Annotated in this window: 35 protein-coding genes and 1 pseudogene; 5 read left to right on the forward strand and 31 right to left on the reverse strand. The window is 58.4% G+C overall.

What is annotated here, in order from left to right; translation table 11 throughout:
- The first annotated feature begins 30 nt into the window (after positions 1-30).
- The 4 genes from argB to ACR0MI_RS07390 are packed head-to-tail and all read left to right on the forward strand — an operon-like array spanning position 31 to position 2890.
- Complete coding sequence (gene argB, locus ACR0MI_RS07375) at positions 31-894, forward strand: acetylglutamate kinase (protein WP_170613723.1); 864 nt, start codon at positions 31-33, stop codon at positions 892-894.
- Between the two features lie 57 nt (positions 895-951).
- Positions 952-1746, forward strand: coding sequence for a sterol desaturase family protein (locus tag ACR0MI_RS07380; protein WP_170613806.1), 795 nt, complete (start codon positions 952-954; stop codon positions 1744-1746).
- Positions 1683-2396: a ferredoxin gene (locus ACR0MI_RS07385; protein WP_480440624.1), complete on the forward strand. Its 714-nt coding sequence runs from the start codon at positions 1683-1685 to the stop codon at positions 2394-2396. The genes ACR0MI_RS07380 and ACR0MI_RS07385 overlap by 64 nt, the downstream gene beginning before the upstream one ends.
- The gene (locus ACR0MI_RS07390) at positions 2393-2890 is read left to right on the forward strand and encodes a SixA phosphatase family protein (protein ID WP_480854010.1); all 498 of its coding nucleotides are present in this window, start codon (positions 2393-2395) and stop codon (positions 2888-2890) included. The genes ACR0MI_RS07385 and ACR0MI_RS07390 overlap by 4 nt, the downstream gene beginning before the upstream one ends.
- A 46-nt stretch (positions 2891-2936) precedes the next feature.
- Here the strand turns inward: ACR0MI_RS07390 and ACR0MI_RS07395 are convergent, their stop codons facing one another.
- The 19 genes from ACR0MI_RS07395 to ACR0MI_RS07485 all read right to left on the reverse strand — a co-directional run bounded on the left by ACR0MI_RS07395 (position 2937) and on the right by ACR0MI_RS07485 (position 20936).
- Positions 2937-3728 carry an amino acid ABC transporter ATP-binding protein gene (locus ACR0MI_RS07395; protein WP_170613728.1) on the reverse strand — a complete coding sequence of 264 codons (792 nt, stop codon included), beginning with the start codon at positions 3726-3728 and terminating at the stop codon, positions 2937-2939.
- A 12-nt stretch (positions 3729-3740) separates the two neighbouring features.
- A complete protein-coding gene (locus tag ACR0MI_RS07400) occupies positions 3741-5096 on the reverse strand; it encodes an amino acid ABC transporter permease (protein WP_170613730.1) in 1356 nt (451 codons plus the stop codon).
- A 1-nt stretch (position 5097) separates the two neighbouring features.
- A complete protein-coding gene (locus ACR0MI_RS07405) occupies positions 5098-6366 on the reverse strand; it encodes an amino acid ABC transporter permease (protein ID WP_170613732.1) in 1269 nt (422 codons plus the stop codon).
- A 128-nt stretch (positions 6367-6494) separates the two neighbouring features.
- Positions 6495-7511, reverse strand: coding sequence for an amino acid ABC transporter substrate-binding protein (locus tag ACR0MI_RS07410; protein WP_170613734.1), 1017 nt, complete (start codon positions 7509-7511; stop codon positions 6495-6497).
- A 206-nt stretch (positions 7512-7717) separates the two neighbouring features.
- The gene (locus ACR0MI_RS07415; protein ID WP_170619185.1) at positions 7718-8425 is read right to left on the reverse strand and encodes an ATP12 family protein; all 708 of its coding nucleotides are present in this window, start codon (positions 8423-8425) and stop codon (positions 7718-7720) included.
- Positions 8426-8429: 4 nt separating this feature from the next.
- Positions 8430-9101, reverse strand: coding sequence for an HAD-IA family hydrolase (locus ACR0MI_RS07420; RefSeq protein WP_480535612.1), 672 nt, complete (start codon positions 9099-9101; stop codon positions 8430-8432).
- Positions 9098-10141 (reverse strand): RluA family pseudouridine synthase, encoded by a 1044-nt coding sequence (locus tag ACR0MI_RS07425; RefSeq protein WP_170613740.1) that lies wholly within the window; start codon positions 10139-10141, stop codon positions 9098-9100. The genes ACR0MI_RS07420 and ACR0MI_RS07425 overlap by 4 nt, the downstream gene beginning before the upstream one ends.
- 109 nt (positions 10142-10250) lie before the next feature.
- Positions 10251-11564 carry a replication-associated recombination protein A gene (locus tag ACR0MI_RS07430; RefSeq protein WP_170613742.1) on the reverse strand — a complete coding sequence of 438 codons (1314 nt, stop codon included), beginning with the start codon at positions 11562-11564 and terminating at the stop codon, positions 10251-10253.
- 3 nt (positions 11565-11567) lie between these two features.
- Positions 11568-12956, reverse strand: a complete 1389-nt coding sequence (locus ACR0MI_RS07435; protein ID WP_480440768.1) for a trypsin-like peptidase domain-containing protein — start codon at positions 12954-12956, stop codon at positions 11568-11570.
- Between the two features lie 79 nt (positions 12957-13035).
- Positions 13036-14091 (reverse strand): TauD/TfdA family dioxygenase, encoded by a 1056-nt coding sequence (locus ACR0MI_RS07440; protein ID WP_170613746.1) that lies wholly within the window; start codon positions 14089-14091, stop codon positions 13036-13038.
- Between the two features lie 160 nt (positions 14092-14251).
- Complete coding sequence (gene rplQ, locus ACR0MI_RS07445; RefSeq protein WP_170613748.1) at positions 14252-14674, reverse strand: 50S ribosomal protein L17; 423 nt, start codon at positions 14672-14674, stop codon at positions 14252-14254.
- Between the two features lie 180 nt (positions 14675-14854).
- Positions 14855-15871, reverse strand: coding sequence for a DNA-directed RNA polymerase subunit alpha (locus ACR0MI_RS07450; RefSeq protein ID WP_170613750.1), 1017 nt, complete (start codon positions 15869-15871; stop codon positions 14855-14857).
- Between the two features lie 114 nt (positions 15872-15985).
- Entirely contained in the window at positions 15986-16375 is a 390-nt protein-coding gene (gene rpsK / locus ACR0MI_RS07455) for a 30S ribosomal protein S11 (RefSeq protein ID WP_008757289.1), read from the reverse strand.
- A gap of 15 nt (positions 16376-16390) precedes the next feature.
- Positions 16391-16759 (reverse strand): 30S ribosomal protein S13, encoded by a 369-nt coding sequence (gene rpsM, locus ACR0MI_RS07460; protein WP_170613752.1) that lies wholly within the window; start codon positions 16757-16759, stop codon positions 16391-16393.
- 201 nt (positions 16760-16960) lie between these two features.
- Positions 16961-17605, reverse strand: a complete 645-nt coding sequence (locus ACR0MI_RS07465) for an adenylate kinase (protein ID WP_170613754.1) — start codon at positions 17603-17605, stop codon at positions 16961-16963.
- Entirely contained in the window at positions 17602-18966 is a 1365-nt protein-coding gene (gene secY / locus ACR0MI_RS07470; protein ID WP_170613756.1) for a preprotein translocase subunit SecY, read from the reverse strand. Before secY ends, ACR0MI_RS07465 begins: the two co-directional genes overlap by 4 nt.
- Positions 18967-19075: 109 nt before the next feature.
- The gene (rplO, locus tag ACR0MI_RS07475) at positions 19076-19549 is read right to left on the reverse strand and encodes a 50S ribosomal protein L15 (RefSeq protein WP_170613758.1); all 474 of its coding nucleotides are present in this window, start codon (positions 19547-19549) and stop codon (positions 19076-19078) included.
- 146 nt (positions 19550-19695) lie between these two features.
- Positions 19696-20559 (reverse strand): hypothetical protein, encoded by an 864-nt coding sequence (locus ACR0MI_RS07480; RefSeq protein ID WP_170613760.1) that lies wholly within the window; start codon positions 20557-20559, stop codon positions 19696-19698.
- 161 nt (positions 20560-20720) lie between these two features.
- A complete protein-coding gene (locus ACR0MI_RS07485; protein ID WP_170613762.1) occupies positions 20721-20936 on the reverse strand; it encodes a DUF1127 domain-containing protein in 216 nt (71 codons plus the stop codon).
- Between the two features lie 417 nt (positions 20937-21353).
- Between ACR0MI_RS07485 and ACR0MI_RS07490 the strand changes: the two are divergent.
- Positions 21354-21554 (forward strand): annotated as a pseudogene (locus tag ACR0MI_RS07490) (hypothetical protein); the annotation flags it as partial.
- A 400-nt stretch (positions 21555-21954) separates the two neighbouring features.
- Here the strand turns inward: ACR0MI_RS07490 and rpmD are convergent.
- The 12 genes from rpmD to ACR0MI_RS07550 form a co-directional block, all read right to left on the reverse strand.
- Entirely contained in the window at positions 21955-22143 is a 189-nt protein-coding gene (gene rpmD / locus ACR0MI_RS07495) for a 50S ribosomal protein L30 (RefSeq protein ID WP_170613764.1), read from the reverse strand.
- A 12-nt stretch (positions 22144-22155) separates the two neighbouring features.
- The gene (gene rpsE / locus ACR0MI_RS07500; RefSeq protein ID WP_155148691.1) at positions 22156-22725 is read right to left on the reverse strand and encodes a 30S ribosomal protein S5; all 570 of its coding nucleotides are present in this window, start codon (positions 22723-22725) and stop codon (positions 22156-22158) included.
- A 116-nt stretch (positions 22726-22841) separates the two neighbouring features.
- Entirely contained in the window at positions 22842-23201 is a 360-nt protein-coding gene (gene rplR, locus ACR0MI_RS07505; RefSeq protein ID WP_010437103.1) for a 50S ribosomal protein L18, read from the reverse strand.
- A gap of 11 nt (positions 23202-23212) precedes the next feature.
- Positions 23213-23746: a 50S ribosomal protein L6 gene (gene rplF, locus ACR0MI_RS07510; protein WP_170467582.1), complete on the reverse strand. Its 534-nt coding sequence runs from the start codon at positions 23744-23746 to the stop codon at positions 23213-23215.
- Positions 23747-23757: 11 nt separating this feature from the next.
- A complete protein-coding gene (rpsH, locus tag ACR0MI_RS07515) occupies positions 23758-24150 on the reverse strand; it encodes a 30S ribosomal protein S8 (RefSeq protein WP_155148687.1) in 393 nt (130 codons plus the stop codon).
- Between the two features lie 13 nt (positions 24151-24163).
- Positions 24164-24469: a 30S ribosomal protein S14 gene (gene rpsN / locus ACR0MI_RS07520; protein WP_068340744.1), complete on the reverse strand. Its 306-nt coding sequence runs from the start codon at positions 24467-24469 to the stop codon at positions 24164-24166.
- Between the two features lie 19 nt (positions 24470-24488).
- Positions 24489-25049: a 50S ribosomal protein L5 gene (gene rplE / locus ACR0MI_RS07525; protein ID WP_170613766.1), complete on the reverse strand. Its 561-nt coding sequence runs from the start codon at positions 25047-25049 to the stop codon at positions 24489-24491.
- Positions 25042-25353, reverse strand: coding sequence for a 50S ribosomal protein L24 (rplX, locus tag ACR0MI_RS07530; RefSeq protein WP_039523375.1), 312 nt, complete (start codon positions 25351-25353; stop codon positions 25042-25044). Before rplX ends, rplE begins: the two co-directional genes overlap by 8 nt.
- 2 nt (positions 25354-25355) lie before the next feature.
- Positions 25356-25724, reverse strand: coding sequence for a 50S ribosomal protein L14 (gene rplN / locus ACR0MI_RS07535; RefSeq protein WP_005621870.1), 369 nt, complete (start codon positions 25722-25724; stop codon positions 25356-25358).
- 76 nt (positions 25725-25800) lie between these two features.
- Positions 25801-26031, reverse strand: coding sequence for a 30S ribosomal protein S17 (rpsQ, locus tag ACR0MI_RS07540; protein ID WP_170613768.1), 231 nt, complete (start codon positions 26029-26031; stop codon positions 25801-25803).
- Positions 26032-26035: 4 nt separating this feature from the next.
- Positions 26036-26242, reverse strand: a complete 207-nt coding sequence (gene rpmC, locus ACR0MI_RS07545) for a 50S ribosomal protein L29 (RefSeq protein WP_037311745.1) — start codon at positions 26240-26242, stop codon at positions 26036-26038.
- A gap of 306 nt (positions 26243-26548) precedes the next feature.
- The coding region (locus tag ACR0MI_RS07550) for an EF-Tu C-terminal domain-related protein (RefSeq protein WP_480854027.1) at positions 26549-26676 on the reverse strand (128 nt) is incomplete at its 5' end.

Below are 26676 nucleotides of genomic sequence, written 5' to 3' on the forward strand. Positions count from 1 at the left end.
CTAACACGGTTCGCCAGAAGGACCTAAGCCATGAAGACACGAGACATGAACCGGGACTGGATTGCCACCGCCGCCACTCTGAATAGCGCACTGCCCTACCTGCAGCGGTATGACGGCGCGATCGTCGTGATCAAACTGGGCGGTCACGCCATGGGCAGCGACGAGGCGATGGAAAGCTTTGCCCGCGATGTCGTGCTAATGCGGCAGGTCGGGGTAAACCCAGTCATCGTGCATGGTGGCGGACCCATGATCAACGCGATGCTTGATCAGTTGGACATCCAGTCGGATTTCGTGAATGGCAAGCGGGTCACCGATAAGGCCACGGTCGAAGTCGTCGAGATGGTGCTGTCTGGCCTTGTCAACAAACGGATCGTGCAGGCCATCAACCGTCAGGGCGGAACGGCGGTCGGGCTGTCCGGCAAGGACGCCAATCTGATGGTTTGCGAGCAGACGGATTCCTCGTTGGGCTTCGTCGGCACACCATCCGAGATGAATCCCAAACTGCTGCATGATCTTTTCTCGCATGATGTAATCCCCGTGATTGCGCCGCTCGGAGCAGGCAAAGACGGTGAAACCTTCAACGTGAACGGCGATACCGCTGCCGGAGCCATCGCGTCGGCCCTGAAGGCGGATCGACTGTTGCTGCTGACCGATGTATCCGGCGTCAAGAATGCAGCCGGAGAGGTGGTAACCGAACTCAAAGCCGGACAGATCCGCGAGATGACCCGCGAAGGCACGATTGCCGGCGGCATGATCCCAAAAACGGAAACCGCTCTGGACGCGCTGCACAGTGGCGTTCGGGCGGTTGTCATCCTGGATGGCCGTGCCCCAAATGCCGTATTGCTGGAATTGTTCACCGAACACGGTGCGGGCTCTCTGATCCGGCCGGACTGACGCCTATGTGAATTTCCCGGTCTTGTCTCGGGCTTTAATATGCCTGAATGTGAATATATGGAGCACGAATCCATTATTCGGCTGGGAATTTTCCTTGGGCTTTTTGCGGTTTTCGCAATTGCCGAGACATTTGCACCCAGACGTTTGCTAGATTGCTCGAAACGACGGCGCTGGCAAACCAATCTTGCCATAACGCTTCTCAACACCCTGACGCTGAGGGTTATGGCAATCTGGGTCCCGTTGCTGGCCGTAGGGGCGGCGGTGGACGCCGGACATCACGGGATTGGGCTTTTTAACAGGACCGACTGGCCCGGATGGCTTGAAATTCTTCTGAGCGTGCTGATTCTGGACTATGCGATCTGGCTGCAGCATCTGGTGACACACAAGGTGCCGATCCTCTGGCGGCTGCACAGGGTGCATCACGCGGACAGGGACATGGATGTAACAACCGCCGTGCGATTTCATCCCATCGAAATCGCACTGTCCATGATACTGAAAATAGCGCTGGTTTATGCATTGGGTCCCAGTGCACTTGCCGTTGTTCTGTTCGAGGTTCTGTTGAACGGAACCGCGCTGTTCAATCACTCCAACATCAAACTCCCCCTTGCCGTGGACGCGGTGTTGCGTAGGGTTCTTGTGACGCCTGACATGCACCGGGTTCACCATTCGGTGCACAGGGAAGAACATGACAGCAATTACGGCTTTGCGCTGTCGGTCTGGGATCGATTGATGGGCACCTATGTGGCGCAGCCAGGTGACGGGCATGACAGGATGAAGGTGGGACTGCAATGGCGGGACGAACAACCAACCCGGCTGGGATGGAGCTTGACGCTGCCGTTTCGGCGCAAGTGACATACTCCGACGTGAGAGCAGCCGCTGATCGGTCGGGCCTGGTCGTGATGGGTGCGCAGCACCCCCGGCATAGCGGCGCCAAGCAGCTGGATGGCGGCACCCTGATCCTGCTGGGCGCGGCGCAGACATTCTGGCCGGTTTTGAAGGCGTCGCCCGAATGGGCGGATGGGCAGGCGGACCCGGTCGACAGATGGTCCTTGCGGGTTGTCGGCGCGATGGCTGGCGCGCTGGGTGCCACGCCGTACTATCCGTTCAGCGGGCCGCCCTACACACCGTTCATCGACTGGGCCTTGAAGTCCGGGCGCACGTTTCAAAGTCCGGTTGGCGCATTGGTGCATGACGCCGTCGGCATGATGATCTCGTTCCGCGGTGCGCTGCATTTTGTCGATGAGTTCCCGATACCTGCCGCCGAAGGGCCAAGCCCCTGCGCCACCTGCCATGCCCCCTGCACGTCGGCTTGCCCGGTTGGCGCTTTGTCCACCCACAGCTTCTACGACGTCAACACCTGCCATGCACACCTGACTACGCCAGAAGGCCAGACCTGCATGGCTGGCGGTTGTCTCGCGCGACTTGCCTGCCCGCTAAGTGCGGGTGCCGGGCGGCTGGCAGAACAATCTGCGCATCATATGAAGGCCTTTCACCCATCATGACCCGCACCCTGATCCTGACCCGTCACGCCAAGTCCAGTTGGGACAATCCGCTGAGCAACGACCATGATCGCCCGCTGAACAAGCGAGGGCGCAAATCAGCCCCGGTCGTCGGGAAATGGCTGTCACGAAACGCCTGGCTTCCGGATGAAGTTCTGAGTTCTTCGACCACTCGGACCCGCGAAACCTGGGACAGGATGGGGCTGACTGCTGCCAGGACCACCTTCACCCGCGACCTGTATCTGGCCGATCCCGCTGAAATGATGAAGGTATTGCAACAGGCGACCGGACGCACCGTACTGTTGCTGGGTCATAATCCCGGTATTGCCGCCTTTGCGGATCAGATTGTGAAATACCCACCGGACCATGTGCGGTTCTACGACTATCCCACCTGCGCGACGACGGTTATTCGATTTGACATCAACACCTGGAGAGGCTTGCAGCGGCACAGCGGCAAGGTCCTGGGCTTCGCAATCCCGCGCGAACTTTTGAACTGAAAAAGGCGGGGCCAGACCCCGCCTTTTTCCGGATTTAATTGCAGGTTCAGTGCCCCAGAATCTGGCTGAGGAACAGCTTGGTCCGCTCGCTTTTGGGGTTATTGAAGAACTCTTCCGGTTCGTTCTGTTCCACGATCTGGCCGGCATCCATAAAGATCACGCGGTTGGCGACCTGACGGGCAAAGCCCATCTCGTGGGTCACACACAGCATGGTCATGCCTTCTTCGGCCAGCTCGATCATGGTGTCGAGCACCTCTTTGATCATCTCGGGGTCCAGCGCCGATGTCGGTTCATCGAACAACATGATCCGAGGCATCATGCACAGCGAGCGGGCAATCGCCACACGCTGCTGCTGACCACCGGACAGCTGGCCGGGATACTTGTCGGCCTGTTCCGGAATCTTGACCTTTTCCAGGAAATGCATCGCGCGCTCTTCGGCCTCTTTCTTGGGCGTCTTGCGCACCCAGATCGGGGCCAGCGTGCAGTTTTCCAGAATGGTCAGGTGCGGGAACAGGTTGAAGTGCTGGAACACCATGCCAACCTCGGACCGGATCTTGTCGATGTTCTTGAGGTCATTCGACAGAACGGTTCCATCCACAACGATCTTGCCCTGCTGGTGTTCCTCCAGCGCGTTCAGGCAGCGGATCAGGGTGGATTTGCCCGACCCCGAAGGCCCCGCGATCACGATCCGCTCGCCCTGATTGACGGTCAGATTGATGTCGCGCAGCACGTGGAAGGCCCCGTACCATTTGTTCATGTTGGTGATTTCGATGGCGACCTCGTCGCTCACCTGCATTTTCGATCGATCGATTTCACGGTCAATTGCAAGTTCAGACATGTGTTGAACTCCTTAACGATGGCCAGTCTGAAGCTTGCGCTCCAGATACATGGAATAACGGGACATGGAGAAGCAGACGACGAAGAACAAAACGCCGATAAAGGCAAACAGTTCCCAGTAGACGCCGTTCCACGCGGTATCGGCGCGGATGCCGTTGGTCAGGCCGATCACGTCGAACAGACCGATGATCGAAACCAGTGTCGTATCCTTGAAGATACCGATGAACGTGCTCACGATGCCCGGGATCGAGATTTTCAGCGCCTGCGGCATGATGATCAGCCGCTGCGCCTGCCAGTAGTTCAGCCCAAGACTGTCAGCCCCTTCGTACTGACCCCGCGGCAGCGCCGCCAGACCACCCCGGATCACCTCGGCCATATAAGCGGCCGAGAAGAGAGTCATCATGATCATCACCCTCAGGATGATGTCAAAGTTGGTCCCCGGCGGCAGGAACAGGTTCAGCAGCAGCGAGGCCACGAACAGCAGGGTGATCAGCGGCACGCCCCGAATGAACTCGATAAAGCCCACGCAGAGGTATTTGACGATCATCAGATCAGACTGACGACCGAGCGCCAGCACGATGCCGATGGGAAGCGAGACGCCAATGGCCACAACACCCAGCAGGATCGCCAGCATGAAACCGCCAAAGTCGCGGCTTTCGACAGTCGCTATACCAATTGGAATGACAGAGTCGACCGCGTCAGCAACTGCGCCAGCAGCAAACAACCACCACAGAATGGGCAGCGCGACTGCAAGGATTAACGCCGTCAGGGACCCCGCCATTGGAAGCACAACCTTGTAGGCGAAATAACCGATTGCGAACCCGGCAGCGACCATCAGCGGTCCCCAGATCGACCCGCCCCACATCAGCCAAGGCAGCAGGAACGGATAAGCCGCCGTCACGATCAACAGCTTGCGCGGCACTTTGGTGAACAACACCGGCGCAATCGCAACCAACAACAGGATGAAGGTCAGGTTCGGCCGGAAATAGGCCGGCCAGCTGCCCGATTCAGGCGGATTAGACCACGTTGCGTCCGGATGCGCCGGATAAGGTGGATAAAACCCGTACAGCAACTGCAGCCACCGGTCCTTGATCACGCCCCAGCAGGCATGGCCATGAGTATCGCCCCAGGTCGCCATCATGATCTCACGACATTCCGACAGGGAATTGGCGTTCCAAACGGATTCGAACGTCCAGGACAGAATGTTGGAGAGCACATAGTAGATGAAATACAGCGAGATGAGCGTCAGGATTGAGTTCAGCCAGCTTGAGAACAGGTTATGCCTAATCCATCCCAGCACACCGACCTCGGATGCAGGTGGTGTCTGTTCCGGCAACATTTCCGTGCGGACAAATGAAACATCACTCATATTACCGCTCCACCAGTTTGACACGGTTGTTGTACCAGTTCATCACCGCCGAAATGCTCAGCGAGATGGTCAGGTAGACCAGCATCAGCAGCAGAACGCATTCCAGCTCGCGGCCGGTCTGGTTCATGGTGATACCGCCCAGCGTCCCCGTGATGTCCATATATCCGACCGCGATCGCCAGCGACGAGTTCTTGGTCAGGTTCAGATAGTTCGAGATCATCGGCGGGATGATCACTCGCAACGCCTGCGGCAGGATCACCAGACGCATGGTCCGGCCCGGGCGCAGACCCAGTGCGGATGCGGCCTCGGTCTGACCCTTCGAGATGGCCAGAATACCGGCGCGAACGATCTCGGCGATGAAAGCCGCCGTGTACAGCGACAGGGCCAGCCACAGGGCGATCAGCGAGTTCCGTAGGTGGGTGCCGCCGGTGAAGTTAAAGCCCTTCAGCTCGGGATAGCCCAGGTGGAAGCCCAGCGCGCCCAGCAGGATGGCCGATGGCACGAACAGCAGGCCCAATTGGATGTACCAGATGGTCGGACGGTCACCGGTCTTTTCCTGCGTGGCATTGGCCCAGGCCGACACTTTGCGCATGGCAAAGATGCTGCCGCCAAGCACGATCAGGAAAGCGATCAGGTCCAGCGAGACGTCAAAACGCAGACTTGATGTCCCGAACAGGTGGATGTCGCCCAGGCTGCGCGAGAACAGAAACTCGGGGATGTAGACCCCGCGGTTGGTCACAGCAACAGTGCCGAATAGATCCATCGTGGCTTCTGGATTTTCACCCCGGAATGCGCGCGGCGCAGGCAGGCTTTCAATCAGGATCGCCATAGCGAACACGATCCAAAGCAGGACCGGAACGTTGCGGAACATTTCGACATAAACCGTCATAATCCGCGCGATCAGCCAGTTGTTCGACAGACGCAGAACACCAACCATGACACCGATGATTGTTGCCGTGATACAGCCCAGAACTGCAACAACCAGCGTGTTCAGCAGCCCGATAAAGGCCGCGCGCAGATGGGTATCCTGCGAGTCATATTCCAGCAGGCGCTGGTTGATGTCATAGCTGGCTGGTTCGGCGAAAAAGTCGAACCCGACTGTTCTGCCCAGCGTTTCGAGGTTCTGAATGGTGTTGTTAATAATCCAGGCTGCCAGAAGCATGAAACCGATCATAGCAATGACCTGAATGGTCGCAGATCGGTACCGCGTATCGTAAAGGAGCATGGACAGCCGGAACTGCTCCTTCGGCGGGTCAGTGAGAGTCGTCATGACCTATGTTTATCCCCGTGCATCCCGGTCTTTTGTCGGCAGAGTTGATCTCTGCTCGGACGTTTCCGGGCGTGTTTCTTATTGATTGAAAAAGGGCGCAGGTTGCCCTGCGCCCTTTTCCGTGGATTTTAGCGGAAAGGCGGTGCGTACAGCAGGCCACCTTCGATCCATTGTGCGTTCAGACCGCGTGCCAGGCCAATCGGGGTTTCCTCACCGATGTTCTTGGCAAAGATTTCGCCGTAGTTGCCGCCGACCTTGATGGCGCGACGGGCCCATTCAGCGTCCAGACCCAGCATTTCACCCAGAGTGCCTTCGCTGCCCAGCAGACGGTTCACTTCCGGATTGTCGGTTCCAGCGGACATTTCATCGATATTGGCCGATGTCACGCCCATTTCCTCGGCTGCGATCAGCGCGTTCAGAGTCCAGCGGACAACATCGCCCCACTCGTGGTCGCCATGACGAACCAGCGGACCCAGCGGCTCTTTCGAGATGATTTCCGGCAGGATCACGTGATCACCGGCATTCTCGAATGTGGCGCGGGTGGCAGCCAGACCCGATGCGTCGGTGGTGTAGACGTCACAGGCACCAGCCAGATACTGCTGCTGCGCTTCGGCGTTGGTTTCGATCGGAACCGGCTCGTAGCTCATGTTGTTGATGCGGAAGAAATCCGCCAGGTTGAGCTCGGTTGTGGTGCCGGTCTGAATGCAGACGGTCGCACCGTCCAGTTCCTTGGCCGAGCTTACGCCCAGTGCCTTGGGAACCATGAAACCCTGACCGTCATAGTAGTTGACGCCGACGAATTCGAATTTCAGGTCAACGTCGCGGCTGAAGGTCCAGGTGGTGTTCCGGGCCAGCATGTCGATCTCACCCGAAGCCAGCGCGGTAAAGCGTGTCTTGCCGGTGGTCGGAATGAACTCAACTGCAGTCGGATCGTTCAGAACGGCGGCTGCTACGGCGCGGCACACGGCCACATCAAAGCCTTGCCATTCACCATTGGCGTCCGGGCTGGCGAAACCGGGTACACCGGTGGCCACGCCACAGTTCAGTTTGCCGCGTGCCTTGACGTCATCTGCGGTTCCTGCCGCGGCGGCGCCAGCAGCCAGGCCAGCAATCGTCGCCACGCCCAAGATTACGGATTTTTTCATTTTTACCTCTTCCTGATTGTCCGCCCCACTCGGGGGCGGTTCTGTCCGGCAGCATTTTGCCGGAAAGGTTACCCCAAAGGTGTCTCCCCTTTAGTGGCCACGAGTTTGGTCGCATTCATAAACAAACGTCAAGGGTTGGATCAGCGAAAACGATATCAGACGCCGCGCGGCCGCGCGCGACGCACTAAAATACTGTCTTTGAAGGATCAAACCGATAGATCGAAAAAGCGTTTGGCGTGTAAAAAGGCGGATTTCTTGACCTCCGAGGCTTCATGCGCCTCGTCGTCATGACCCCATTGCTCGATCTGCCAGATTTCGTCCAATCGCGAAATGCGCCATATCTCGTCCGGTTTGCGCCAATTCCGCGCTGCGGCAAAACCCAGAATCAAGGACCCGGACAGGCTCACAAGGTCGTGAAACCCGGCAAGCTGAAACTCACCAAGCTCATGAACTTGCCGCCGCAGAGTCGCCAGCGCATCGTCGGATTGCGGTTGATGCAGAACACCCTCGAAGGATACAAGCCGCGCGGACAAGGTCTTTTCCGCCCAGTCCAGCGCCGGATCCCATTGCCCCGCCTGCCGCTGCTGCAACTCCAGCGGGTGCGTGGCACGGTAACACAACAAGTCCGAATCGCCGTAGTCCGCCAGCATGTCGGCCACTTCGGCATGCTGATGGCGGACCTTGTCGATTGCCGCATTTGCCGATCGGGTAAACGGCATGGAGGTCGGATCAACCTCTTTTTCCTGCGCGTCCCATTCCGTAGCCACAGCGGTTGCCATTGCGTGCGTCGGCAGAACCAGCGCCGCCTTGGCCGGGGTTCTGACCTGACGCCCGTCCAGTTCGACGGTGAAGCCTTCTTCGGTTTCAGCCACCGCGCTTTCGGTCCAGAACCGTTTCGGTTTCCAGTCGCTCATACCGTCATCCCCAAATACTGTGCAGCGCCGGCGGCAGCTGATCAAATGTTTCGATCACCTGCGCAGCGTGTTCCAGTTCTGCGGTGTCGTGGTATCCCCAGGCCACACCGATACCTGTCACGCCAGCCGCGCTGGCCATATCCATGTCAAAGCGGGTATCGCCAATCATGGCCGTATTTCGCCGGTCGACACCGGTTTCCGCGCGCGCTGTATCGATCATCGACGGATGCGGTTTCGAAGGGTGATGATCTGCCACCTGACGGGTGACAAAGAACCGCTCCAAACCGTGCGCCTCGATCAACGCATCCAGCCCGCGTTGCGACTTTCCGGTGGCGACCCCCAGCAAGACCTCGGGTATTCCGTGCAGCGCCTCCAGCACCTCCCGGGCACCGGGATAGAGGGGCGAGTTTGCAGCACCCTGCCTCAGACGCTGGTCGTGATAGGCTTCCTTGTATCCATCCACCAGTTTTTCCTGAACCGAAACCGGGTGATCATGCGCCAGACGGGACAGAGCGACCGGCAGCGACAACCCGACAATCGACAGGATCGCGGAACGATCCGGCACAGTCAGGCCCAAAGCGTCAAAACTGGCGGTCATGGCCGAGACGATACTGGCCTGACTGTCGACAAGCGTACCATCGACGTCGAAAAGGACCAGCCGCAATGGTGAGGTCATTGCAAATCCTCAAACGGATCGTCCGAGGCCAGATCCTCGGTCCAGCCGAAAGTATCCCAGCTGTGTTTCATATGATCCGGCAACGGGGCCTTGACGGTGATAGTCTTGCGCGTCACCGGATGTTCAAACGACGCCTGCCGGGCATGCAGGTGCAGCTTTTTGCTGATAATCCCGCCCAATTGCGCACCCCAGCCATCGCCAAGGTTTTCCTGACCCGAACCGCCATATTTGCCATCGCCAATGATCGGATGCCCGATGGCGGCCATATGCGCGCGCAGCTGATGGGTGCGGCCTGTAACGGGTTCCATGGCAACCCACGCAGCGCGCCCGGCAACCCGGTACAGCGTCGCGTACAGGGTATGCGCCCGCTTCGCGCCCGGTGTACCGTCAAGGTCGTTCAGGTGAACGGCGATCATCTTCTCGCCTTCACCTTTCTTGCCGTGGCCCGGGGCTTTTACCAGACCAGTTTTGATCTCCCCCAGATACGGAGTCGGCACCCCGGCGACCAGGCCCCAGTAAATCTTGCGCGTGTCGCGGTGTCGGAACGCGGCTGTCAGACCCTTGGCCGCTTCGCGCGTTCTTGCCAAAAGCAAAACGCCCGAGGTGTCCTTGTCCAGACGGTGTACCAGACGGGGGTTTTCCTCATAACCGAACCGCAGCGCCTCGGACAGGCTGTCGACATGGCGGGTCTGACCACTGCCGCCCTGCACCGGCAGTCCATGGGGTTTGTTCAGGGCCAGAACGTGATCGTCGCGGTAGATCACGCAGGATTGGATCATCTTTGCATCCGCATCCGAGATCCGGCGTTTGACCTCAACCGGCTTGTGATTAGCGTCCGGCAAGGGCGGAACCCGCACGACCTGCCCGGCCTCAAGCCGGGTCGAGGCCTTGGCCCGACCGCCGTCAATCCGCAGCTCGCCCTTGCGGCACATCTTTTCGATACGGCCCTGCCCGACATGCGGGAACATGCGGCGCAACCAACGGTCCAGCCGCTGGTCGCTGTCGTCCTCTGCGACGGTGATCATCTGTACGCCACTCATGCCATTGCCCCTTGCACCGCGCGACTGGCCCGCCCGGATTTCACCGATGTCAGTGTGTTAGAAAACATGCGCGTCTGTCGCGCGCAAAGCAGCAAGAGTCAAGCCAGCCCTAGTTCTCGTTCCGCTGCGCGCGCAGCTTTGCGAAATAGTCCAGCCGCTTTTTCAGTTCCCGCTCGAATCCCCGCTCGACCGGCTGGTACAGCATCGGCCGCTTCATCGTTTCCGGAAAGTAGTTCTGGCCCGAGAATCCATCCTCGGCATCATGGTCATAGGCATAGCCAGCCCCATAGCCCTGATCCTTCATCAGTGTCGTGGGCGCATTCAGGATGTGCTTTGGCGGCGGCTCGCTGCCGGATTGTTTGGCCAGACGCATCGCCGCCTTGTAGCCGACATAGGCGCCGTTCGATTTTGGCGCCAGCGCCAGATAGACCAGCGCCTGCGCCAGGGCCAATTCTCCTTCCGGAGAGCCCAGCCGCTCGTATACCTCCCACGCATGCAGGCAGATCGACTGCGCCTGCGGGTCGGCCAGTCCGATATCCTCAACCGCCATCCGGGTAATCCGGCGGGCCAGATACCTTGGATCCTCGCCCCCCGTCAGCATACGTGCAAACCAATACAGCGCCGCATCCGGATCCGAACCGCGAACTGATTTGTGCAGGGCCGAGATCAGGTTGTAATGCTCGTCCCCCGATTTGTCGTATTTCGCGGCACGCCGCATCAACCGCGTGGACAGCGCCTCCGGGTCAAGCGGTGCGTCGACCTTCCACGCCGCAACCTGCTCAATCAGGTTCAGCAACGCGCGACCGTCTCCGTCCGCCATCTCCTGCAAGGCATCCCGGGCGGCAGGCGTCAGGGGCAAGGCGCGGCCAAGATCTTTTTCGGCCCGCCTCGTCAGACGTTCCAGATCGGCAAGGCTCAGCCGTTCGAGCACCAGCACCTGTGCACGGCTGAGAACAGCCGCATTCAGTTCGAACGAAGGGTTTTCCGTGGTCGCCCCCACCAGCAGGATCGTGCCATCCTCCATATGCGGAAGAAACCCGTCCTGCTGGGCCTTGTTGAACCGATGGATTTCATCAACGAACAAAAGGGTGCCCTGCCCGTTCTGACGCCGTATCCTTGCTGCCTCGAACACTTTTTTCAGGTCCGGAACACCGGTGAAAATCGCGCTGATCTGGACAAAATGCAGATCAGTCTCTTGTGCCAGCAACCGCGCAATCGTGGTCTTGCCTACCCCCGGTGGCCCCCAGAACACCAAACTCGACAGGCTACCAGCGGCCAGCATGACGCCCAGGGGTGCGTCCGGGCCAAGCACCTGCTCTTGTCCGATCACCTCACCCAGCGTCTTGGGACGCAGCCGGTCCGCCAAGGGGCGATGCGGCGCGGTTGCGGGCTCGGGTGCCCCGGTATCGAACAGATCACTCACGGGTCAGAGCCGAAACCGCAACGAAACCGCGCGTCCACCGCGCTGAACGTTCATTTGCACCCGGCGCCCGGGGTCAGTCAGCGCCTCGACGACATCGCCGGGCTGCTCAATCTCAGTGTCATTGATGCTGCTCAGGACGTCTCCGGGCCTCAGACCGGCGCGTGCTCCCAATGAGCCCGGATCAACCACAACAATGCCGGTCTGTGACAGAACCAATCCCAACTGCGAGATCAGTGCGGGATTGATCCGGGCGACGGTCAGGTTGGGCAGAACGGTTTTGTCATCCAATGTGGTCTCATCGGCGGGCGGACTGTCCGGAGCGCGGACCAAATCCACTATCACATCCGCGCTTTTGTCTCCGCGCAGACGGGTCAGAACCGAGGTTCCCCCGACACCGGCAACCGACATCCGGAATTTCATCTCGGCAGGCGAATTTACCTCATCCCCGTCAACATGGGTGACAACATCGCCAACCCGCAACCCGGCCGCAGCCAGCGGGCTGAGGTCATGCAGGTCCGAGATCACCACGCCCAGTGGAATGGCCAGACCCAGCGATTCGGCGATATCGGCGCTCATATGCTGGCCCGCCATCCCGGCCCAGGGGCTGACAAAGCTCTCGTTGCCGGACTTCGCCTGCCGCAGGAATTCGGCAACCAGATTTGCCGGAATGGCAAAGCCAATGCCGTTGGATCCGCCCGACCGGGTCAGGATCGAGGTGTTGATCCCGATCAGATCACCGTTCACGTCAATCAGCGCCCCACCGGAGTTACCCGGATTGATCGCCGCATCTGTCTGGATAAAGTACCCGCGCGCATTTCCCGTTGCTGTTCCGGTTCGTGCCAGCCCGGAAATTATGCCGGACGATACGGTTTGACCCACTCCAAACGGATTGCCGATGGCCAGCGCCAGTTCGCCCACCTCGACCTGATCGGAATCGCGAAAGTTCAGATGCGGCAGTTCAGCGGCCTCTTCCAGCCGAAGAATGGCAATGTCGCTTTCCTGATCGCCCAGAACCACTTGCGCTGAATACTCGCGCCGGTCCGTTGTCACCACACGGATTTCCGTCGCCATGCCGACAACATGGTAATTTGACACAACATAGCCGTCCGCAGACAGAATGACGCCGGACCCCAGCGAGTTCTGAACCCGCGGCTGCGGTTCGGCAAATCCTCTGCCGAAGAACTCCTGAAAGAACGGGTCCGAGAAAAACGGATTGGCCCGGCCTTGCGTTACGATCTTGGCGTAGATGTTGACGACCGCCGGAGCAGCCTGTTTGACCACCGGGGCAAATCCCAGGCTTATTTCGGCCTGCGATGTCGGCACTTTTGTTTCGGCATTAGCTGACACGGCTAGCGTCGCCAGCATCAGAGAACAGAGAACTTTCCGCATGATCCATCCGTCGATTAATGGTCCATCGGATATGCGTCTACACGGGCCGTAATGCAAGCTTCCGCGCAGCACCTGTGGGCGGTCAGTCCAACGGCGCGTGCAGCCGCGTTCCTTCCGTGATGATCCCGCCGCGTTGTCCGACCGCAATTGTTCCGTACCGCTGCCTGAATACATCGGGCAACTCACGGTCTCCCTCGGGCGACAGCCACAGTCTCAACAAGTGCCGCCGTTCAGATGGGTCAGGCCAGTCCACAAAGCCGGTCCTGTCATGCAGTTGCGAGTGGTTGTACACGAACTGCATGTCCCCCGGTTGCAGCCGCATGGTCAGGCAAAGGTCGGGGTCATTCGCCAGCCCATCAAACCGATCCAGCGCCTTAACGTGATCCGGTGTAAGGCGCATCGCATCCGGAAACCGCTGGGCACTGTCGATATACTGCCTTTGATAAAACACTGTCAGCTTGCCGTCGTGCCAGGAAAATGGTGGAATCGTCATGTAGGGCTTCATGCCGTCCGGCACCTCCCCTCTTCTGTCGGTCGCAAGGGGTTCAAACAACAGTTCCAGCAATTCCGGGCATTCGGATCGCATCCTGTTATAGATCGTTTCAGCACTCACCAGCAGCGAGTCTCCGCCCTCTTTGGCCTCACGCAGACAAAGCAGGCCAACAATATCTGCGCTGTCGGTGTGAAATGTCTGGCGTTCATGCGTTTGATAAATCCGGGTATTGGGATCGTTCGCATCCGCACCGATATCGCGGACGTGGCCCAGAATGTGCCCCTGAGCGTTTTGAGAACGGGCCGAACCCAAATGGGCACCAACACCGCAGAAAATCGTAGCTGCCATCTTTTGCGTATAGTCCTGCACCGGAAGGCCGCGGATCACTTCGAACCCGATCCCGTTGATCAGCTTCTCTCGTAGCAGCGCCAGATGTCGGTCCAATCTTTGCAAAGGGAAAGTGGCCTTCGTGATCTCACCAATATCACTTCCCAGGCTCAAATAGTGACTAGCGGCCCGCTCAAGATCGTCAATGTCGTCGGCCGTCAGATCGATAATCCATTCGCGCTGTCGCGTTCGCATATCCTGACCGGTCCAGACAGACGGGCCCGTGAGCACGCTTGGTATTTCATCTGGGATTGCCATAATCCGTCCTCCTCACTCACCTTGATGCGTGACCTAATAGGCTCAGGGTTTCATAAACGGATATCACCGCAAATGCGTTCTTTGCGACAGTTAGGGGGCAATAAATGAACAAACCCCCGCGTCCGGGACACGGGGGTTCAGATCAGAAAGCCTGGCTTTCTTATTCTTCGTCAGCAGCCTCTTCGGCGGCAACGCGGGCTTTGTCAGCCGCGCCTTTGGCGTCGACGTCACGATCAACGAATTCGATGATCGCCATCGGCGCCATGTCCCCATAGCGGAAGCCAGCTTTCAGGATGCGGACATAACCGCCCTGACGCTCCGCGTAGCGGGGGCCCAGAACTTCGAACAGCTTTGCGACGTCTTTGTCTTCTTTCAGCTGCGAAGCTGCCTGACGCCGGGCGTGCAGGTCGCCGCGCTTGCCCAGCGTGACCAGCTTTTCGATGATCGGGCGCAGTTCTTTTGCCTTCGGCAGAGTTGTTTTGATTTGCTCATGCTCGATGAGCGAGCCAGCCATGTTCGCAAACAGCGCCTTGCGGTGCTCATGAGTACGGTTCAGGCGGCGGTAACCACGTGCGTGACGCATTTTCTAGTTCCTTCTTTCGCGTTTTGCTTTGTCTGGCCGGCGATGCGTGTCACCGGCTCTCCTTGGGGCGGAAGTGCCCTTGTTGTCCCCGGTCGTCCGGGCATTTGTCTTTCGCGTGGCGGGCTGAAGCCCGCCCTACGATGTAGTCTGAAGTAGGCCGGGCTTCAGCCCGGCACCGCCTTAAAAGGCGTCTTCGAATTTCTTCGCCAGATCTTCGATGTTGTCGGGCGGCCAGTCCTCGACATCCATGCCGAGGTGCAGACCCATGCCGGACAGCACTTCTTTGATCTCGTTCAGCGACTTGCGGCCGAAGTTCGGGGTGCGCAGCATCTCGGCTTCGGTCTTCTGGATCAGGTCGCCGATATAGACGATGTTGTCATTCTTCAGGCAGTTTGCCGAACGGACCGACAGCTCCAGCTCGTCCACTTTCTTCAGCAGCAGCGGGTTGAATTCCAGACCATCGTCTTCGTCCTGGCGGCCAGCCGATTCCGGCTCGTCAAAGTTGACGAAGATCGACAGCTGGTCCTGCAGGATACGCGCGGCAAAGGCCAGCGCATCATCCGGAGTGATCGATCCGTCGGTTTCGATCTTCATGGTCAGCTTGTCGTAGTCCAGAACCTGACCTTCACGAGTCGGCTGAACGTCGTAAGCAACCTTTTTGACCGGCGAATAGATCGCGTCGATCGGGATCAGGCCGATGGGTGCGTCTTCCGGCTTGTTCTTTTCAGCCGAGACGTAGCCCTTGCCGGTGTTGACGGTCAGTTCCATGAACAGGTCGGCGCCATCGTCCAGGTGGCAGATGACGTGATCGCGGTTCAGAACCTCAATGCCGGCGCTTTCGCTGATGTCGCCAGCGGTGACGACAGCGGGGCCTTTGGCATTGATCGACAGGCGCTTGGGGCCTTCGACTTCCATGCGCAGGGCGACCTGCTTGAGGTTCAGGATAATGTCGGTGACGTCTTCACGAACGCCCGCCACGGACGAGAACTCGTGCAATACGTTGTCGATCTGGACGCTGGTGATGGCCGCACCTTGAAGCGAGCTCATCAGGACGCGGCGCAGGGCGTTGCCCAGGGTCAGACCAAAGCCACGCTCCAGCGGTTCAGCAACCAGGGTCGCCTGACGCGCAGGGTCGTTGCCCGGCTTGCCTTCCAGCTGGGTCGGCTTGATCAATTCTGCCCAATTCTTGTGGATCATGTAATCCCTCCATTCCTGTCCGCGCCCCATGACCAACAAGGTGCAGACGCCCGAGGTTCAAAATGACGTGCTGGGGCCGTGCAGAAACACAGCCCCAGCCAAATTCGAAATCGCTTAGACGCGGCGGCGCTTCGGCGGGCGGCAACCGTTGTGAGCGATCGGTGTCACGTCGCGGATCGACGTGATGTTGAAGCCCACTGCAGCCAGTGCGCGCAGAGCCGATTCACGACCCGAACCGGGGCCCTGAACTTCGACTTCGAGCGTCTTGACGCCGTGTTCCTGCGCCTTCTTGCCTGCGTCTTCTGCAGCCATCTGAGCGGCGTATGGCGTCGATTTCCGCGATCCCTTGAAGCCCATGGTACCGGCAGACGACCACGAGATGGCGTTGCCTTGTACGTCCGAGATCAGGATCTTGGTGTTGTTGAAGGTCGAGTTCACATGGGCAACGCCCGATGCGATGTTCTTACGCTCTTTGCGCTTAACGCGAGTCTTGTCACGTGCCATCAGTCAGACCCTCCCTTATTTCTTCTTACCAGCGATGGCCTTTGCGGGGCCTTTGCGGGTACGAGCATTTGTGTGGGTACGCTGACCGCGAACCGGCAGGTTGCGGCGGTGACGCAGACCGCGGTAGCACCCCAGGTCCATCAGGCGCTTGACGTTCATCTGAACTTCACGACGCAGGTCACCTTCGACGGTGTAGTTGGCGTCGATGTGTTCACGGATGGCCAGAACTTCGGCGTCGGACAGTTCATTGACGCGACGGTGCGCTTCGATGCCCACGGCTTCGCAGATGGCCTGCGCCGAGGTGTTTCCGATACCGGTGATATATGTGAGGGCGATTGGTACCCGCTTTGCAGTCGGGATGTTTACGCCGGCAATACGTGCCACGTGTCACTTTCCTTTTCGTTGCGGTTCCGTAACTCCAGAACCTTTTTTCACAACGCTTGACCGTGGCAGTGCCGCCAGAGGGTCCAGCATTATTTGAGGTGGTCGGGGCAAACGGAACGAATCCCGTCTACGGTCTTGATTCCCTATAGGGATGGGGGTCGATATGGGCTTTTGAAGGGGCCGTCAAGCCCCAACCTGAAATCAGCCCAGGATGGCCTCGATCGAGGCTGTCACTTCTTTGATTTCAGCCAGGCCATTGACCGGCCGCAGATCACCCTTGGCATAGTAATAGCCAATCAGCGGCGAGGTCTTTTTGTAGTATTCCATCAGGCGCGTGCGCAGGCTGTCTTCGTTGTCATCCGCGCGACGCTGGAAATCATTTTCCTTGCCGCAATTGGTGCACTTTCCATCCGCCGGGATCGGTTTGGTGATGTCGTTATAGACTTCGCCACACCCACCGCAGGTCGAGCGTGCCGTGATCCGGGATACCAACGCTTCGTCATCGACGCGCATCTCAATTACGGTGTGCAGCGACTGGCCCAGTTTGGCCAGCAATGCCGACAGCGCATCGGCTTGCGCCAGCGTGCGGGGGAACCCGTCAAAGATGAAACCGGCCCCTGTTTCGGTAGTCAGTTTCTCTTCGATCAGGCCGATCACGATCTCATCGGTGACAAGTTTGCCGGCGTCCATGATCGCGGCAACTTTCTTACCCATCTCGGTGCCCGAGGTTTTCGCTTCGCGCAGCATGTCGCCGGTGCTCAGCTGCACCATGCCGCGTGTCTCGACCAGGTGACGCGCCTGCGTCCCTTTACCTGCCCCGGGGGGGCCAAGAAGAATAATGTTCATCGACGAGACGGTCCCTTCCTGCCGCGTTTCTTGCCTTTGCCGCGCAGTTGGGACTTTTCGATAAGCCCTTCGTATTGGTGCGCCAGCAAGTGGCTCTGGACCTGTTGGATCGTGTCCATGGTCACAGAGACGATAATCAGAACCGAGGTGCCGCCAAAATAGAACGGAATGGCGAACTGGCCCCGCAGAATTTCAGGCAGCAGACAGACCGCCGCCAGATAGCCCGAACCCAGTACCAGAACGCGGTTGACCACGTATTCCAGATACTCTGCCGTTTTCTTGCCCGGACGGATGCCAGGAACAAAGCCGTTCTGCTTTTTCAGGTTGTCCGCCACATCGTCCGGTTTGAACGACACGTTGAACGTGTAGAAATATGCGAAGAACACGATCATCGATGCAAAGAACAGCAGGTAGAGCGGTTGCCCGGGGCCAAAATTCGCCAGCAACCACGACATCACAGGACCGCTGGCCGCACCCGACGAGAAGGTCGAGATCGTCACCGGCAGAAGCAGCAGCGAACTTGCGAAGATTGCCGGGATAACGCCGGCCGGGTTCACCTTGACCGGAAGATGGCTGGAACCGCCTTCATAGATCTTCATGCCAGCCTGACGGCGCGGATACTGGATGTGGATCTTGCGCAGGGCCCGCTCCATGAACACCACAAAGGTGATCACGGCGATGACCATTACGATTACACCAATGATCACGGCGGGGCTGATCGCACCGCTGCGTCCGCTGGCAAAGAACTGCGCCAGCGCGGCCGGAACTTCGGCGATGATGCCGACAAAGATGATCAGAGAGATACCGTTGCCGATGCCGCGCGCGGTGATCTGTTCACCCAGCCACATCAGGAACATGGTGCCGCCAACCAGCGTGATCATGGTCGACATGCGGAAATAGAGCCCCGGATCGGTCGCCAGATCCCCCGATTCCAGCGAAACAGCCAGGCCATAGGCCTGAACCGTGGCCAGCGCCACGGTGCCGAAACGGGTATACTGGTTGATTTTCTTGCGCCCCTGCTCGCCCTCTTTCTTGAGCTGTTCGAGCGCGGGAACCATCGATGTCAGCAGCTGCACGATGATCGAGGCCGAGATGTAGGGCATGATGCCGAGGGCAAAGATGCCCATCCGCCCAAGCGCCCCGCCGGTGAACATCGAAACCATGCCGCCAATGCCTTGCCCCGCCTGCTCCATGAACTCACGCAGCGCTTGACCGTCGATCCCCGGCACCGGAATGAAGGTGCCCAGGCGATAGACGATCAGCAATCCCAGCGTGAACAGGATGCGGTTGCGCAGATCGGTGGCTTTGCCAAGGGCAGCCCAGCTTGTGTTGGCTGCCATTTGTTCTGCTGCTGATACCATAAATCGGTCTCTCTTATGAAAACACCGCCCGGAACCGTTTTCCGGCTCGGGCGGCGTCTTGGAAAACTCTGAGGTCTATGTAAGCGGGTCTTTGCCCGCTCACAAGCGCTTACTCTGCCGCAGCGGCTTTTGTGACCGTCAGTGAACCGCCCGCTTTTTCAACTGCCTCAACGGCAGCTTTCGAAGCACCGGTGACTTCCAGGTTCACTTTGGCGCTGATTTCGCCCTTGGCCAGAACACGGATGCCGTCCAGTTTGCGGCGCACCAGACCGGAAGCAACCAGTGCGTCCTCGGTGATCGCAGCCTTGGCGTCCAGTTTGCCGGCTTCGACGAACTTCTGGATCAGGCCCAGGTTGATAACGGCGAATTCCTTGCGGTTCGGCTTGCTGAAGCCGCGCTTGGGTAGGCGCTGGTACAGCGGCATCTGGCCGCCTTCGTAGCCATTGATGGCCACACCCGAACGGGATTTCTGGCCTTTGATACCACGGCCACCCATTTTACCTTTGCCGGAACCCGGACCACGGCCAACGCGGGTGCGTTTCGGTGTGGCGCCAGGATTGTCGCGCAATTCGTGCAGTTTCATTTCGCTTCTCCTAAGCCGGATGTGGCCCCCGAAGCGTGATGGGCCAAACACGGCATTTCTTGGTTTTTGATTCGTATGGCGCAAGGCCACCGCAGGCGTATAGGCCCGTTAATGCCAGTTGGCAAGCCTGCGGGACGGGTCAGATGTTATTCGTCACCCTCAGCCATTTCGTCTTCGATAACGCCCTTCGGCCGGAGCGGCGCCGCATGTGGATCGATGCCATGCTTTTTCACAAGCTGACCCACTAGGCTTTCGGGGTGCGGAATGCCGGAAAACCTGTTGAAGATGAATGACCGCATGCGACGGCCGTAGAAATGGATCGACATCGTCTCATCTGTGATGAATCGCTCGGCACCGCCATTGGCCCGGCTCATGACGCGCCGTTCCTTGTAAGACACCGGATAAAGGACTTGGGTAGGAAACGAGAAACGATCCTCACCATTCTGCTGCAACAGCCAGGTCAGTGCTCGGGGGCCCCAAACGCCCCAGGGCATTTCACCGGCATGTTTGGGGTTGCCGTCCAGGGCATCGCGTATCAGCTCGGCCCGCAGCTTCGACGGCAGCCACGGCGGAATACGATAAGGGTTTTCAGTGTAGTCGATCAGATCATAGAGTGTCGGGCTGTCCGGCGGCAACCTAAGAACACCATTGTTGATCTCATGCGCAGCGAGGCGGCCGTGGAAGTGGCCGTTTTCCGTGGTGAACGGCTTGACACAATACGCATCAGTATCCGCCCAGATCAGATCTTGATGCTGCGCCAGCATGCGATAACGAAACCTGTCCGCGTGTACTGCGGGGCTGCCGGTTCGCTTATGCGTGATGATGTTTTCGTCGGGCATGACCTCCCGCGCATCGCGCCGTTCGGCTCCGTCGGGAATGTTGGGCACATCGCCGTATGTATAAAGGCGCACGTGCTGGCCAGCATCCAGAAACGATTTGATGCAGAGCTGCTCCAGAAAGCTCAGCGGGCCATCGACCCATAGCATCCCGATCTGAAATTCCCGCGCCATGCCCGGCCTTTCCGTCAAACTGAAACGACCCTTTCAGCACTTGACCTATCCCGCGCGCTTTCGCAACGGGGTTCAGGAAATAACCTGCTCCTGTGGCATACGCGGCTCCCAAAACAAAAGAGGCGCCATAGCGGCGCCTCTGGATCGGGTGGTGCGTGGTCTTACACGCAGTAGGCGTGCTTGTGCGCGATGTCCGCAATGTCGCAACGGCGAATGCCGATATCGTCCAGCTCGCGGTTGGTCAGGCGCTGAAGTTCGGCATAGGTCCGGTTGTATTCGGCCGCCTGCGCGCGGGCTGCCTTCACGCGTTCAACGAAGTTTGCGAAGCGGGTGGAGAAGTTGAAACCGTTATGAGTCAGTGTTGCGGTATGTGCCATTTCTGAGTTCCTTTCTGACCGGGGCGTATTCCCCGGAGTTGCTTGTCTTGTTCCTTTTGGGACAAGGCTCAGATAGGCGCAGAGGATAACGCTAACAACGCAAGTTTCGGTCTAGCCGGTATGCGTTTTTGGAATAACCCCCATCGTCACAGAGAACGAGGCGCAAGGTCTCATAGTTCAAAGTATTTGCTGTAGAAAATCAGCCCCGCGAACGGCAATGTCCAGCAAACTCTAATCAAGGAATTTGACCGAATGAACAGCAAAGGATTGCTACACCGGCACTTTTAGAACAACGGTGAACAGCGCCTGCACAAGTGGCTGCACTATTTTGACATCTATGAGCGCAATTTCGACCGGTTTCGCGATCGACCTATTAAGATTCTGGAAATTGGGGTTCACGGAGGCGGCTCGCTGCGTATGTGGCGCGAGTGTTTTCACAGGAGTTCGCAAGTTGTCGGGATAGACATTAACCCCGAATGCGAAAAACACGCTGGTGAGAACTTCAATGTACGTATCGGCAGCCAGGACAACGAGAAGTTCCTGGCTGATGTTGTTGACCAATATGAGGGCTTTGACATCGTCATAGACGACGAAAGTCACGTGAATTCTCACGTCATCAAGACATTTGACACGTTGTATGAGCGTGTTTCCTCCAATGGTGTCTATTTGGTGGAGGACATGCACACCTCTTACTGGCCCAAATTTGGCGGAGGTCTTCGGCGCGAGGGCACATTTATCGAGTTTGCCAAAACGAAAATTGACGAATTGAACGCTCAACATGTCCGAGAGGATTATGAGGTGACCAACATAACCAGGACTACAGACAGTATAACTTTCTACGACAGCGTGGTCGTCTTTGAACGCCGCCCACAGGGCAGACGGCAAGCGTTCATTACGCGGTCTGTATGGCGCGAGCCGGATCCAGATCTATTTGCGGATGTAACCGCAAACCAAAGGTGCAAAAAAAACGCCCCAAACCGAGGACAGGGGCGTTTCAATTCATTCGAAGGTATCGCGCTTAGCCGCGCTCTTCGACGATCTCTACCAGATGCGGGATCTTGCGGATCATGCCGCGAACTGAAGGGGTATCTTCCAGCTCACGGGTCTTGTGCATCTTGTTCAGGCCCAGACCGATCAGGGTCGCGCGCTGTTCGGCGGGGCGGCGGATCGGGGAACCGACCTGCTTGACGACGATGGTTTTTGCCATGGTTCGCTCTCCTTACGCTTCTGCTTCAGCAGCAGCCGGTGCTTCGTCCCGCTTGGGCAGGATGTCGGCGACTTTTTTACCACGACGTGCGGCAACCGAACGCGGGCTCTGCTCTTTCTGCAGGCCGTTGATGGTGGCGCGGATCATGTTGTACGGGTTCTGCGAGCCCAGCGACTTGGACACAACGTCCTTGACGCCCAGCATTTCGAACACGGCACGCATCGGACCACCGGCGATGATACCAGTACCTTCAGGTGCGGTGCGCATAACCACTTTACCGGCGCCGTGACGGCCTTCGATGTCGTGGTGCAGGGTACGACCTTCGCGCAGCTGCACGCGGATCATCTGGCGCTTGGCTTGTTCAGTCGCCTTACGGATGGCCTCAGGTACTTCTTTTGCTTTACCTTTGCCAAAGCCGACGCGGCCTTTCTGATCGCCGACAACCACCAGAGCGGCGAAGCCAAAGCGCTTACCACCTTTTACGGTTTTCGACACGCGGTTGATTGCGACCAGACGATCTGCAAATTCCGGTGCTTCTTCACGGTCGCGACCACGGCCCCGACGGTTTTCACGTTCTGCCATTTGGCATCCCTTTTCTCATGTGGCGCTTATGGCGCCGTTTAGTTCAATCCAAGTGAGCCCCGACTAACGTCAGGGCTCCCGGATCATCGGGGCGGATCGAAACCCGCCCGCAAGTCTTAGATCTTCAGACCACCTTCACGCGCGGCGTCGGCTACTGCCTTCACCTTGCCATGGAACAGGAAGCCACCACGATCGAAATAGGCCTCTTCGACGCCTGCCTTCTTGGCACGCTCGGCGATGGCCGCGCCCACTTTGGTGGCCGCTTCGACGTTGTTCTTGCCAACAACACCCAGGTCTTTTTCCAGGGTCGAGGCCGAAGCCAGGGTCACGCCACGTACGTCGTCGATCAGCTGAACGCTGATGTTCTTGTTCGAACGGTGTACGGACAGACGCGGACGACCCGCGTTGACCTTGCGAAGTTTGTTCCGAACGCGCAGGCGGCGCTTCAGAAACAGGGTTCTTTTGCTGTTTGCCATTGTCTGCGTCCTTACTTCTTCTTGCCTTCCTTGCGGAAGATGAACTCGCCCTTGTAGCGGATGCCCTTGCCTTTGTACGGCTCGGGACGGCGCCACTCGCGGATTTTGGCCGCGGTTTCGCCCACCAGCTGCTGGTCGATACCTTCCACAACGATCTCGGTCTGCTTCGGCGCGGTGATGGTGACACCTTCCGGAGCAGTGAAATCAACATCGTGGCTGTAGCCCAGGTTCAGCTTCAGGGTGTTGCCCTGCATCTGAGCCCGGTAACCAACACCCTGGATCTCCAGCTCTTTTTTGAAGCCAGTCGTCACACCGGTTACCAGGTTGGCAACCATTGTGCGGCTCATGCCCCACTGCTGACGGGCACGCTTGGACATGCCACGGGGGTCGATCTTGACCACGTTGTCTTCAACCGACAGCGTCACGTCGTCGGTGGCGGTGAAGCTGCGGGTGCCTTTCGGACCTTTCACTTCGATGGTCTGGCCAGACACAGAGGCGGTAACGCCGCTGGGCAGCTCGACCGGCTTTTTACCAATACGAGACATTGCAGACCTCCTTAGAAGACGGTGCAGAGCACTTCGCCACCAACATTGTTGGAGCGAGCGTTTGCGTCCGACATCACACCTTTCGGAGTGCTGACAATCGACACGCCCAGACCCTGACGGACCTGCGGAATGTCATTGACGCCCATGTATACGCGGCGGCCGGGCTTCGAGACCCGCTTCAGTTCGCGAATGACAGGGGTGCCTTCGTAGTACTTCAGGCTGATTTCGATGGCCGGGTGACCGTTTTCACCGGTCGTGTTTTCGTAGCCACGGATGTAACCTTCGTCCGCCAGCACGTCCAGAACCCAACCGCGCAGCTTGGAAGCCGGGGTGGAAACGGTGGACTTGCCGCGCATTTGCGCGTTGCGGATACGGGTGAGCATATCGCCGATAGGATCATTCATATCTATGTCTCCCTTACCAGCTCGATTTCACCATGCCGGGGATCTGACCAGCAGAACCCAGCTCGCGCAGCGCGATACGGCTGACCTTCAGCTTACGGTAGTAAGCGTGGGGACGGCCGGTCAGCTGACAGCGGTTGTGCAGACGGGTCGCCGAGCTGTTGCGCGGCAGTTTCGCCAGTTTCAGACGCGCTTTGAAACGCTCCTCCATCGGGCGGCTCTCGTCATTTGCGATTTCTTTCAGCTCGGCACGCTTTGCGGCATATTTGGCCACCAGGCGTTCGCGCTTTTTCTCGCGTTCGATCATTGCTTTTTTAGCCATGTCTCAATCCTCCCGGCGCTTACGCGTTGAACGGCATGTTGAATGCTTTCAACAGGCTCTTCGCTTCAGCGTCGGTTTTCGCTGTGGTGGCAATTACGATATCCAGGCCCCAGACCTCGTCGACTTTGTCGAAGTCGATTTCCGGGAACACGATGTGCTCTTTCATGCCCATGGCAAAGTTGCCACGACCGTCGAAAGAAGGCTTAACACCGCGGAAGTCACGAACGCGAGGCATCGCGATGGTGATCAGACGATCCAGGAATTCGTACATCCGATCACCGCGCAGGGTCACTTTCGCGCCCAGCGGCATGTCTTCACGGACGCGGAAACCCGCGATCGACTTCTTCGCCTTGGTTGCAACGGCCTGTTGACCAGCAATTGCAGTCAAATCCTCGACAGCAGCTTTCGCTTTCTTCGAGTCTTTGACGGCCTCAGCACCACAACCGATGTTCAGAACGATCTTTTCCAGCTTGGGCAGCTGCATGTCGTTCTTGTAGCCAAACTCTTCTTTCAGAGCGGCACGGATGGTTTCAGCATACTGAGCTTTCAGACGCGGGGTGTATTTTGCGGAATCAAGCATCGATCACGTCTCCCGTGGTCTTGGCGAAGCGCACCTTCTTGTCGCCTTCCATGCGGAAGCCAACGCGGGTTGCTTTACCGTTCTTGTCCAGCAGAGCCAGGTTCGACAGGTCGATCGGGTTTGCCTGGGGCAGACGACCACCTTGCGAGGTTTGCGACTGGCGGGTGTGGCGGATGGCGATGTTGATGCCATCTACAACTGCTTTGCCGGCTTTGGGGTCAACCGAGGAAATGGTTCCCTCTTTGCCCTTGTCCTTGCCGGCCAGCACGACGACCTTGTCGCCTTTGCGGAGTTTGGCAGCCATGATTACAGCACCTCCGGAGCGAGCGAGATGATTTTCATGAAGTTCTTCGCGCGCAGTTCACGAACAACCGGGCCAAAGATACGGGTACCTACGGGCTCGTTGTTGTTGTTCAGGATGACGGCGGCGTTGCGATCAAAGCGGATCGCGGTACCGTCTTCGCGACGGACTTCCTTGGCGGTGCGTACGACGACGGCCTTGCGGACGTCACCTTTCTTTACGCGGCCGCGCGGGATGGCTTCCTTCACCGAGACGACAATGATGTCGCCGACGGAGGCGTATTTACGCTTGGAACCACCCAGGACCTTGATGCACTGAACTCGGCGTGCGCCGGAGTTGTCAGCGACATCCAGATTGGTCTGCATCTGGATCATGTGGTTTCTCCCGACCTGTGGGGGCTGGTCTTGTTAAATCCCCCAGGGTTTCGACAAATGGAAAAATCCCGGAAGCTTACGCTTCCAGAACTTCCCAACGTTTCGTCTTCGATTTCGGCGCGCATTCGATGATGCGGACTGTATCGCCGACCTTGAAGGCGTTCTTTTCGTCATGAGCCCGGTATTTCTTGGACTTACGGACGGTTTTGTGCAGCAGCGGGTGCTTGAAGCGGCGCTCGACAGATACGGTTACTGTCTGTTCGTTGGCGTCGCTGGTCACGGTGCCTTGCAGGATACGCTTGGGCATCTGATTACTCCTCGGATGCCGCGGCAGCGGCCTTTTCGTTCAGAATGGTTTTGACGCGGGCAGCGTTGCGGCGGGCCGCTTTGATGCCGGCAGTGCTTTCCAGCTGACCGGTTGCCTGTTGAAAGCGCAGGTTAAAGCTCTCTTTCTTCAGGTTGGCCAGTTCCTCGCGGAGCTGGTCCGGGGTCTTGTCACGCAGTTCTTGGGCGTTCATCGCCTTTTTCCTTTGCTCAAAACACCAGAAGGCCCCGTAAACGGGTCACCTTGGACCTGGTGGATGAATTACAGACATGCGAATCCCCCGACTCAGCCGGGGGACTTGCAGGATGCCGCGTATAAGGGTTTGGGGGGTGGGTGGCAAGGGAAAGTTTTGACCAATGCGTGCATGCAGATCGTAAGCTTCAAGCCTGGCGCCAAAACCGATGCTTCCCGAGATTGTTCCCCGAACAATCTCGGTGGGGCACTTAGCAAAAAGGGCGTCCCGTGGGACGCCCTTTCCGTAGCTTTTCGCAGATGCGAATTACTCGATGATTTTCGACACAACGCCGGCGCCGACGGTGCGGCCGCCTTCGCGGATGGCGAATCGCAGACCGTTCTCCATCGCGATCGGCTCGTTCAGCTCAACGCCAAACGACACGTTGTCTCCGG

It is taken from the genome of Ruegeria sp. D4 (assembly GCF_056534475.1).